The 11,064-nt window shown below is 33.8% G+C and carries 12 protein-coding genes; 5 read left to right on the forward strand and 7 right to left on the reverse strand.

Going from position 1 to position 11,064, the window contains the following annotated elements:
• The first annotated feature begins 270 nt into the window (after positions 1-270).
• Positions 271-1,359, forward strand: a complete 1,089-nt coding sequence (locus WMO18_RS07510) for a ComEC/Rec2 family competence protein (protein ID WP_367286506.1) — start codon at positions 271-273, stop codon at positions 1,357-1,359.
• 13 nt (positions 1,360-1,372) lie between these two features.
• Positions 1,373-2,431, forward strand: a complete 1,059-nt coding sequence (locus WMO18_RS07515; protein ID WP_211147697.1) for an FkbM family methyltransferase — start codon at positions 1,373-1,375, stop codon at positions 2,429-2,431.
• Between the two features lie 35 nt (positions 2,432-2,466).
• Here the strand turns inward: WMO18_RS07515 and WMO18_RS07520 are convergent, their stop codons facing one another.
• From WMO18_RS07520 to coaBC, 4 genes are all read right to left on the reverse strand, one after another.
• A complete protein-coding gene (locus tag WMO18_RS07520; RefSeq protein WP_211147698.1) occupies positions 2,467-3,309 on the reverse strand; it encodes an asparaginase in 843 nt (280 codons plus the stop codon).
• An 83-nt stretch (positions 3,310-3,392) separates the two neighbouring features.
• Positions 3,393-4,334 (reverse strand): transketolase family protein, encoded by a 942-nt coding sequence (locus WMO18_RS07525; RefSeq protein ID WP_211147699.1) that lies wholly within the window; start codon positions 4,332-4,334, stop codon positions 3,393-3,395.
• A 2-nt stretch (positions 4,335-4,336) separates the two neighbouring features.
• On the reverse strand, positions 4,337-5,179 hold the full coding sequence (locus WMO18_RS07530; protein WP_211147700.1) for a transketolase: 843 nt from the start codon (positions 5,177-5,179) through the stop codon (positions 4,337-4,339).
• A 152-nt stretch (positions 5,180-5,331) separates the two neighbouring features.
• A complete protein-coding gene (coaBC, locus tag WMO18_RS07535; protein WP_211147706.1) occupies positions 5,332-6,528 on the reverse strand; it encodes a bifunctional phosphopantothenoylcysteine decarboxylase/phosphopantothenate--cysteine ligase CoaBC in 1,197 nt (398 codons plus the stop codon).
• A 142-nt stretch (positions 6,529-6,670) separates the two neighbouring features.
• Here coaBC and WMO18_RS07540 point away from each other — a divergent pair, with 142 nt between their 5' ends.
• Both WMO18_RS07540 and WMO18_RS07545 read left to right on the forward strand, forming a co-directional pair.
• Positions 6,671-7,438: a type III pantothenate kinase gene (locus tag WMO18_RS07540; RefSeq protein ID WP_022505029.1), complete on the forward strand. Its 768-nt coding sequence runs from the start codon at positions 6,671-6,673 to the stop codon at positions 7,436-7,438.
• Between the two features lie 10 nt (positions 7,439-7,448).
• A complete protein-coding gene (locus WMO18_RS07545) occupies positions 7,449-8,435 on the forward strand; it encodes a biotin--[acetyl-CoA-carboxylase] ligase (RefSeq protein WP_211147701.1) in 987 nt (328 codons plus the stop codon).
• 54 nt (positions 8,436-8,489) lie between these two features.
• Here the strand turns inward: WMO18_RS07545 and WMO18_RS07550 are convergent, their stop codons facing one another.
• From WMO18_RS07550 to WMO18_RS07560, 3 genes are all read right to left on the reverse strand, one after another.
• Positions 8,490-9,284, reverse strand: coding sequence for a hypothetical protein (locus tag WMO18_RS07550; RefSeq protein WP_211147702.1), 795 nt, complete (start codon positions 9,282-9,284; stop codon positions 8,490-8,492).
• A 77-nt stretch (positions 9,285-9,361) separates the two neighbouring features.
• Positions 9,362-10,033 (reverse strand): SdpI family protein, encoded by a 672-nt coding sequence (locus WMO18_RS07555; protein WP_367286507.1) that lies wholly within the window; start codon positions 10,031-10,033, stop codon positions 9,362-9,364.
• A gap of 2 nt (positions 10,034-10,035) precedes the next feature.
• Positions 10,036-10,302 (reverse strand): autorepressor SdpR family transcription factor, encoded by a 267-nt coding sequence (locus WMO18_RS07560; RefSeq protein WP_211147704.1) that lies wholly within the window; start codon positions 10,300-10,302, stop codon positions 10,036-10,038.
• A 178-nt stretch (positions 10,303-10,480) separates the two neighbouring features.
• On the opposite strand from WMO18_RS07560, the gene WMO18_RS07565 reads away from it, so the two are divergent.
• Positions 10,481-10,813 (forward strand): cupin domain-containing protein, encoded by a 333-nt coding sequence (locus tag WMO18_RS07565; RefSeq protein ID WP_022505024.1) that lies wholly within the window; start codon positions 10,481-10,483, stop codon positions 10,811-10,813.
• Positions 10,814-11,064 lie beyond the last annotated feature (251 nt).

An 11,064-nucleotide genomic window follows, 5' to 3' on the forward strand; every position in this document is an offset into this window, starting at 1 on the left:
AAGATGATTTTAGTCAAGGTTCATTTAACTTTAATCACATTTACACACTATGTTCATTGTCCTTTCACTTTCACAAAGTAATATAATGACAGTAAAGAAAACAACAACTAAATTTTTAATAGATAATTTTTTCATTTTTCCTTTCTTGTAAAGAGCACCTGAACAGGTGCTTTTTGCTTTTGTGTTTTGTAAATAATTGCTATATATTCACCTACTTATTCTACTATATGAATATTGCATTACATTTTTATTTGGTATATAATTATTAATATGAAAAATATGATATTGAAAAGTAAGGGGACTATATTATTAGTCCTTTGTTTACTTATTACAACAGTTACTTGTGGTTGTGATGTAAGCGACAATACACAAGTAAGCTATAGTGGACTGACAGTAAGTTTCATTGATATTGGTCAAGGTGACAGCATATTATTACAATGTAAAGATGAGTCTATGTTGATAGATGCCGGTGAAAATGACAAAGGTGATACAGTAGTAAATTACCTAGAAAGTCACAATGCCACCAAGCTAAAATATGCAGTTGGCACTCACCCACATTCTGACCATATTGGTGGTATGGATACTGTGCTGAAGAATATTCAGACAGATACTTTAATTTGCCCTAAGGTTACATACAACACTAAAACTTGGAAAGATGTTGAAACTGAGGCTAAAAGTCAAAACACCAAGATTGAATATGCCAATGCCGGTGAAAGCTATACTTTAGGTGATGCTACATTTACAATTATCTCACCTAAAAAGAATCACATTTATAGTGACTGCAACAACTACTCAGTAGTTATCAAAGCTGATTATGGGGAAAATTCTTTCCTTTTTACAGGAGATGCTGAAAAGTTAGTTGAGGATGAGATTCTGGAAAGTAATTATAACATAAAAGCTGATGTACTAAAGGTAGGACATCATGGCAGTTCAACCAGCAGTAGTGAGAAATTCTTAAACAAGGTTTCTCCAAAATATGCAGTAATCAGTTGTGGTGTAAATAATGAATACGGTCATCCACATAAGGAAACTTTAGAAAAGCTAAAGAAAAGAAATATTAAAACTTACAGAACCGATTTAGAAGGTACTGTTGTTGCTCAAAGTGATGGTAAAGAAATCCGTTTTTCTACTGAAAAAAATAACAGTAGCAACATAAAAACCGAAACTTATGCCACTAAAGGAAATAAAGGAACTACAATATCTAAAGAAAAATTTATAGGGAATAAAAACAGCAAAAAGTTTCACAAACCTAGTTGTGACTCAGTTTATGCAATGAGTGATAAAAACAAAGTTTATTTTGATAATCGCAAGGATGCACTGTATGAGGGATACACGCCTTGTAAAAGTTGCAATCCTTAAATGAGGGGTTTCTATGATAAATACATTGTTGAAAGAAAAATCTGTATGGGAAAAACTTATGGTCACCAGAAAGCCGATTATACTTTACGGTATGGGTGATGGTGCTGATAGAGTTTTACAGGAATTTGAACTGCTAAATATTCACGCAAGTGGTGTTATGGCATCTGATGACTTTGTAAGAGGTCAAAGTTTTCACAAATTTACAGTAAAAACACTTGCACAGATAGAGGAAGAATTTAAGGACTTTATTATTCTTATTACTTTTGGCACACACATTCCGGAAGTTATGGCTAACATTAAGGCACTTGAAAAGGAATATGAAGTTATGATTCCCAGTGTACCGGTAGCCGGTGAATGTGTTTTCAACAGAAGTTATCTTGTTAGAAATGGTGAAGAAATAATGACCGCTTACAACCTTATGGCTGATGAAGAATCAAAGAAAGTGTTCAAGAATATGTGCTACTTTGAATATACAGGTGAATTAAAGTACCTTTATGCTATGGAAAGCAGCAAGGATGATGCATTTAAAATTCTTAACCTAAATTCTGAAGAAGATTATCTTGACCTTGGTGCTTATCGTGGTGACACTATTGATGAATTTCTAAAATATACTTGCAACCACTACCACTCAATTACTGCCCTAGAACCTGAGCCAAAAACTTTTAAAAAGTTAGTAGAGGCTAAAGGCGACCTAGAAAATACAACATTGCTAAACAAGGCAGTATGGAGCTTTGACACAGAGCTTGAATTTAGAGCAGATATGGGCAGAGGTTCACTTATCAAAAACAATGGTGGACTACTTGCAGAAACTGTCAGCATTGATTCTCTGGCAGAGGATACAAAATTCACTTACATAAAAATGGATGTTGAGGGTGTTGAGTTTGTAGTACTTTCAGGTGGTATGACATTAATGGCTGAACATAAGCCAAAACTGAATATAGCCTGTTATCACAGATGTTGTGATATTTACAGACTACCTGCCGTTATCCATAGAGCCAACCCTAACTACAAAATATATATGCGACACCATCCATATATCCCTTGTTGGGACACAAACTTATATTGTATATAAAATAATCTCCACAAGAATTCTTGTGGAGATTTTCTTTAGCTATTTACTTTTATCATAAGTGTTGCGTATGCATATTCAGGGGTGGAGTTATAAACTAGGTTAACACCTTTTTCTTGAAGATTATTTGATGAATCATACAAGGCACTTTCTTTATTCAGACCTTGCAAGTAAAGTGGAATATTCTTCTCTTTACACTTACTCAGTAATATATCAACTGCATTTTCATCAGCAGTACCACTATGATACCCAACAAGCAAACATGCCTTTATATTATCAGTAAAGTTAACCATACCAAAGTCTATAAATGGGTATATTTTTATGATAGCTACTTTATTATTAAATGTAATATTTTTACTGCACTTTGTTACAGTTAAAGGACTGTTGCCGGTTCTGAATTTATCGGAAAAATAATCAGCCTCCATAACTGTATCGGCACTAAAGATACTGTCAAATACTGTCCACACCCCTACTCTGTTATCCATTATAAGTTCAACAGAGGTTGTAAAGTTACTATAGCCATTGCTTGTAGGGTCACTAAGGACTTTATCTGCACCAGTAAGTACAACAGGAATTTTATAATCTTTACAAAATATAGAAACAAATGCCGAGGTATAAGAAAGTGTATCGCTACCATGAGTAATAATAATTCCCTTGTAGTCACTATAATCTTTTATTAGTTCTGCAAAAAGCATTTCTATATTCTTAATTTTAATATTTTCAGAAAGTATGGAATAAAGATTTACAACATCAAAATCAATATTTGAATTAAACTTTTCTTTCCACATTGAGGCTATGTTAGAGTCTTTATTATTCTTTACAACACCATTAACCTTTTCACTACCAACTGTACCACCGGTAAGGATAACCTTTATCTTCATAAAATCACCTATTGTTATTATAAGTAAAAATTCTAGTATAACTAAAAAAAGCCGTCATAAAGACGGCTTTAATTTTTATCTCATTAGCTATTTACTACCTGAGTAATAACTTTCTTAATGTTTGTTTCTGTTAGGCCGAAGATTTCAAGAAGTTCCCAAGCAGGACCTGAGTAACCGAATCTATCATTAACACCAATTCTTGTTACTGGAACAGGACAATACTGAGATGTAACTTCACAAACTGCATCAGCAAGACCACCCATAACATTGTGTTCTTCAACTGTAATAATCTTGCCTGTTTCCTGAGCTGCCTTAATAATAATATCCTTATCAATTGGCTTGATTGTGTGGATATTAATTAATCTTGCATTGATGCCTTCCTTTTCAAGAGCATCTACTGCCTTTCTAGCTTCGTTAACAACAAGACCTGTAGCAACAACAGTAACATCGTTACCTTCGTGTAGAGTGATACCCTTGCCAAGTTCAAATTTATAATTATCAGGATCATTAAATGAATCAATAGCAAGTCTGCCAAGTCTGATATAAACAGGACCGTTGTGTTCAAGAGCAGCCTTAGTTGCTGCCATCATTTCCCAATGGTCAGCCGGGTTAAGAATTACCATATTAGGAATAGTTCTCATAATACCAATGTCTTCTAGGCACTGGTGAGTTGCACCGTCTTCACCTGTTGAAATACCTGCATGAGAACCGGCAATCTTAACATTTAGGTTAGGATATGCAACAGAGTTTCTAATCTGTTCAAATGCTCTACCTGTTGAGAACATTGCAAAAGATGCTGCAAATGGCTTTTTACCTGCTGCTGCAAGACCTGCTGCAACACCAATCATATTGCTTTCTGCAATACCACAGTTAATAAATCTTTCAGGATACTGCTTCTGGAAAATACTTGTCTTTGTTGCTGCTGAAAGGTCAGCGTCTAGTACAACAATATCTTCATCAGTTTTTGCTAGTTCACAAAGTGCTTCGCCAAAACTTTCTCTGGTTGCCTTAGTTACTTTTTCCACGATTAACCCTCCAATGATGCAAGTGTAGCTTCTAGTTCAGCCATTGCTTGTTTATATTCTTCATCGTTAGTTGCCTTACCGTGCCAACCAACCTGATTTTCCATAAAGCTAACACCCTTACCCTTAACAGTTTTCATAAGGATAGCTGTTGGCATACCTTTAGTTTCTTTTGCTACTGCAAAAGCCTTGTCTAGTTCTTCAAATGAGTGACCGTCAACCTTTAGAGTATTAAAGCCGAATGCTTCAAACTTCTTGTCCAGTGGTTCAATGCCACCAACTTCAGCAACTGTACCGTCAATCTGAAGTCCGTTCTGGTCAACAATAACAACAAGGTTGTCTAGGTTCTTATGAGCAGCAAACATAAGTGCTTCCCAAACCTGACCTTCTTCACATTCACCGTCACCAAGAACAGTATATACTCTGTAGTCCTTGTTGTCCATCTTACCTGCAATAGCCATACCACAAGCAGTTGAGATACCCTGACCAAGAGAACCTGTGCTCATATCAATACCCGGTGTACCCTTCATATCAGGGTGACCCTGTAGCATAGCACCTACATGACGAAGTGACTTTAGTTCGTCCCAATCAAAATAGCCCTTTAGTGCAAGTACTGCATAAAGTGCAGGTGCTGAGTGACCCTTTGAAAGAACAAATCTATCTCTATCTGCCCACTTAGGGTTTGATGGGTCAACATTCATTTCCTTAAAATAAAGATAAGTTAAAACATCAGCAGCAGAAAGTGAACCACCCGGATGTCCTGACTTAGCATTATAAGTGCCGATGATAGCACCCATTCTTGCCTTAGTTGCGTTAATTTGCAACTGCTTAATTTCGCTAATCTCCATGTTTAGCCTCCAGTTATTACCTTAAAATAAATACTGTTTTCTGAATAAACCATAGTTATTCATAATATTGCTTAATAATGATAACACAATAGTTTTTTACAAATATTCTTTAAAAGAATAATGCTCTTATTTTTCTTGTTTTTTCCACATTTTTACTGTATTTTTTCAACAATTCGGTCAAGGAGCTTTTCTGCTACTTGTTCTTTTGTCATAATAGGCAATGTTTCTTCATTATCTTTGGTAATGATTGTGACAACATTTGTATCTGTACCAAAACCTGCACCCTTTACTTTAACATTGTTTGCAACAATCATATCAAGATTCTTTCTAGTGAGTTTATCCCTAGAATTTTCCACCATATTTTCTGTTTCCATAGAGAAACCACACAAGAACTGATTTTCTTTATGTTCACCAAGATACTTAATAATATCCTTAGTTGGCTTTAACTTTATTGTGTCCATATTTCCACTGGATTTTTTAACTTTTTCATCAAATACATTTTCCGGTGTAAAGTCTGCTACTGCTGCTGACTTTATAACAATATCTGCATTATCATAATTTTCAACAACTGCATTAAACATATCTTCAGCAGACACCACATCAATAGTATTTACAAATGGTACTTTCTCAAGAGAAGTTATACCACTGATTAAGGTAACATCAGCACCACGCTCCATAGCTACCTTAGCAATAGCATATCCCATTTTGCCGGTAGAATGATTTGTAATATATCTTACAGGATCAATTTTTTCCTGAGTTGCACCGGCAGTTACAACTACTTTCTTACCTACTAAATCTTTCTCATACTTACATTCTCTTTCAATGTACTTATACAAATCCTTAGGCTCAGGCATTTTACCTTTGCCTACTGCACCACAAGCTAATCTGCCACTTGATGCCTCAATAATTTCATAACCATAGTTCTGCAACTTTTTCATATTATCCTGTACAATAGGATTTTCGTACATATTGGTATTCATTGCAGGTACAATAAACTTCTTTGCTTTTTTACAAGCCATTACTGTTGTAGTTAGCATATCATCAGCAATACCGTTTGCAATTTTGCCAATAACATTTGCAGTACATGGTGCAATCATCACTACATCTGCCTTTTCTGCAAGACTGATATGTTCAATCTCAAAGCTATGAAATCTATCAAATGTATCTGTGATACATCTGTTTTTTGTTAATGCCTCAAATGTATTTGGTGTAATAAAGTTCATTGCATTTTTTGTTAAAATAACATCAACATTATACCCTTGCTTTACCAGCATTGATACAAGGTTAGGTGTTTTATAGGCTGCAATACCACCTGCTACACCGATTAGTATATTTTTTCCATTCATAATAAACATTCCTTTAACCCTTTAGGTTTCTATATTTTGATTATATCAAATAGTCCAAAAAAATCAACAATATTACCTTTATACTTGATTTTATATGTTTTTTAAGGCATAATTAAGGTAGATATTTTTGACATTGGAGGGTAATATGTTACTTGCAATAGATATAGGCAATACAAATATTGTAATTGGCATAATAGATAATGACCAAGTTGCCTTTACCGGCAGACTTGCAACAGACAAGCTAAAAACTGCTGATGAATACGCATTACAGTTTGTTGGTATGCTTAATATGAAACACATTGATGTTGCAGATATTGAGGGTGTTATCATCAGTTCTGTTGTGCCACCACTAATCTTAACAATGAAAAGAGCTATCAAAACATTAACAGGAAAAGTTCCTGTTATCTTAGGTCCGGGTACAAAAACCGGTCTTAATATTAAGCTGGACAATCCGGCACAATTAGGTTGTGACCAAGTAGCTGATGCAGTTGCAGTAATCAACAAATATCCTACACCTGCAATGGTTCTTGATATGGGTACTGCTACTACTGTTTCTGTTATTGACAAAAACAAAAACTACCTTGGTGGACTTATTATTCCCGGTATTAGAATCAGTCAAGATGCTTTGTCATCATCAACCAGTCAGTTACCAAGAATCAGCCTTGAAAAGCCTGAAAAGGTTATTGGCAAAAACACTATTGACTGTATGAAAAGTGGTGCAGTTTACGGCTCGGCATCTATGATTGACGGTTTAGCAGATAGAATTGAAGATGAACTTGGCGAAAAGGTTACTATTATTGCAACAGGTGGCAATGCTGAAAGTATCGTTTCTGTTTGCAAGAGAGATGTAATATATGACGGAAACTTACTATTAGACGGATTGAACTTTATTTATAAGAAAAACAACAAATAAGAGTGATATTATGAAAGCGAATAAAAAGAAAGACACTATCCTAAAAATGTTAAAAGAGAATAGTGACAGATATATTAGTGGTGAAGAACTTTCAGAAATGTTTAATGTTAGCCGTACTGCAATATGGAAAAACATTAACGATTTACGAAAAATGGGTTACGATATTGACTCAGTTACAAACAGAGGCTACAAACTTATGTCATCACCGGGTATTTTAAATGCAGGTGAAACTAAGACTTATATTGATGATAATTCTCTGATTGGCAAAGAATTAATAGTGTTTGAAACTATCGACTCAACCAACACCTACCTAAAGTCTAATGCAGAAAAGTACCCTACCGGTACAGTTATTGCCTCAAGAGAACAGACCGGTGGCAAAGGCAGACTAGGCAGAGTATGGCAAAGTAAAAAAGATGACACAATCAGCTTTTCTGTACTATTAAGACCTGATATTGCACCAATGGAAGTTTCTGCGATTACTCCACTTTGTGGACTGGCAGTTGCAAAAGCACTTAACCAGTACTTTGACTTTGGTGCAGAGATTAAGTGGCCTAATGATGTTATTATCGGCAACAAAAAGCTGGTTGGTATTCTAACAGAAATGAACTGTGAATTTGACAAGGTTGATTTTATTGTTGTTGGTATCGGCATAAATATTCTTAACAAAGATTTTCCGGAAGAAATTAGCAAGAAAGCAACATCATGTGCATTGGAAAGTGAAAAAGAAATTGACAAGAACAAACTTCTTGCACTTATTCTAAAACACATTGAAAATATACTTTTAAAGGGTAACTACTCCTTTAATGAAGAAAATTTAAAGGAATACAAAGACTACTGTGCAACACTTGGCAGAAATATTATTTTCACAAGAAAAGGTGAAAAAGTATCAGGTAAAGCTACTGACATTGATAATAACGGTGAACTTGTTGTTACTCTTGAAGACGGCACTACAGAAACTGTCTTTAGTGGTGAAGTTACAGTACAAGGTATTTACTGATTTAACACAAAAATTAAGGGCTATTGCAAAAGCAATAGCCCATTTTTTTATGAATTACTCACCGTAAGCATCTTTCTCGTCTTGTGGTTCATCAATTACATTTTTATTTTTATCATAATAAGTATATGAAACAGCATTACCCTCACTATCGTAGCTAGTTTCCACATAGTAATTTACCTTACCGTTTTTGTATTCTGTACGAATATCCTTAGCCTGTATACCGTCACTACGATAAGAATAAACTGTCTTTGTTATTACAACATTATTTTCATCATAGATTATATCTTCTTTAGTATAGTAAGTATCACCATATTTTACATAAGAAGTTTTCTCGGTTGAGAAAAGTTTATTTTGGTCATCATATGTTGTACTCTTAATGTTATTACCGTTTTCATCATATTCCATAACCATAGTAGAAGTTAGGTTATTTCTATCTACTTTACCGGCATAACTAGTGATTTTTGTATTCTGATTTTTCTCATCATACTCTCTAACTTCTGTATAATCAAGTGTTTCACCCTCATAGTGAGTTTGCTTAATTATATTATGGTTACTGTCGTAAACATTTATGTCACCACTTTTGATTGTACCATCTTTATCACATTCAAAGGACTCTAATGGGTATGCATGTGACACATCATCATCAGCATAAATCTCATACATATTAGATTCATTAAGTTGAGATTTATCTACTTTACCACCTACAGGATAAGTTAACTCAGCAGTTGTAGGTTGAGTTTCTGAACTTTGGCTACCGGTATTTGTACCTTGACTGTCACTGCCACAACCAACCAAAAGCATTGAAACTGCTAATGTTAATATTACTAAAAAAGAAAGTGATTTCTTCATTTATTGCACCTCATTTCTATAACATTTTAACACGAAGAATTATCTTTTGCAATAATTTGTAAATATATAAATAATATTTACCATTTATTCATATTTGCTTTTACTATGTAAGCATAAATTGTCGGCAAAACTGCAATAGTTACAACAAAAATAACTATACCAACAATGGAAACTACTGCACTAAAGTCACCACAAAATAGAGAAACAAAACCGGTTATTAACACTAAGAAGCTACCTACCATACCTGTTTTACCGGCAAATCTATGGGTCTTTTTCCATACAGTTTCGTTATTTAAAGTTGCAGAAACTCTAATACCAAATGTACCATTAGGCTTTATCTTTGGCATAAAGTTACTAAACAATATACCTATTAAACCAAGAATAACACTACAAACAAATGGAACAGCCTTTGATAAAATTTTATCGTTACCATTTGTTGATAAGATTAATAACACCCAAAACAATGCTAACATCAAAACATAAAATCCTGTAATGCAAATCGTTAAGTATTTACTGTTTTTCTGATAATTAATATTCTTTGCCATAACCTTTTCGCTTATAAGGAACACTACTGCCATTACAACTAAAATAGCAGGTAAAAGCATAAAAGACCACTTTGAGCCTTCATTATCCACATTACCGTAAAAATCATAGTGGATAGGCACAATATCTTTATCAATAAGTGCAATATAAATTGCTGTGGCTACTGCATTTAACAATGAAATTATTAAGCATAGATACTTTTTCATAACTAATCCTTTCCTCTGCTACTTAAGTCAGAAATAAGTTTCAAAACATCCTGAAGAACACTGGTCTTGAGGGAATAATTTACATTTTGACCTACCTTTTCAGCATCTACCAGGTCAGCTTGTTTAAGAATATTTAGGTGATTGCTAATTGATGGTTTTGTCATATTAAACTCATTTGCAATTTCACCGGCATTCATATCTTTATCCTTTAATAATGATAAAATTTTTCTTCTTGTAGGGTCAGCCAATGCTTTCCACACATCTCCCACACATAACACCAGCCTTTCTAATTAATAAATAATAATCTGTAGTTAATTATTTAGACAATTATCTAATTAACTAACTACAGTATAATAAGCAAAAGTAATATTGTCAATACTTTTTATAAAATAACTTTATATTTTCAAAAAATCATGGTATAACATTATTGTAAAAGGAGTGTTTCTTATGGAAAAACTAATTAAAAATATAGCAAAATCACAGGTATTAAAACTAAAAGATCAGGTTAACTTTCAGGATGGTCAAATTGTAAGCAAGACTTTAGTGCAAAATGATGCAGTTAGTCTAACACTTTTTGCTTTTGAAAAAGATGAAGAAATCTCTACTCATCAGTCAGAGGGTGACGCAATGGTTACTGTTCTTGAGGGCAAAGGCAAATTCACTGTTGGTGGTGTAGAACACATTGTCTCCGAAGGTGAAACACTTATTATGCCGGCAAAAGTTCCTCACGCAGTTTATGGTGAAGAAAGATTTAAGTGGCTTTTAACTTGTATCTTCTAATTTAGTTTTAGGTTATTTTTCTAATTATTAAGGTCTACACTTAACGGTGCAGACCTTTTTCTTTTGCTATTATATTTGATATATAAAGTTTGATTTTTCAATTTGGGCTATGAGTAATGATAAATTAGTTCTAAAAATTGGGGTTTTTCAATTTTGTCTGTGGGTAAAGGTTAGTTTGTTTTAAATTTAATTGTCTATAAAGAAAAATTTATAGTGAGATTATGCATTTTAAATCATATATAACTATGACT

Source organism: Ruminococcoides intestinihominis (assembly GCF_040096285.1).
Classification (GTDB): Bacteria; Bacillota; Clostridia; order Oscillospirales; family Acutalibacteraceae; genus Ruminococcoides; species Ruminococcoides intestinihominis.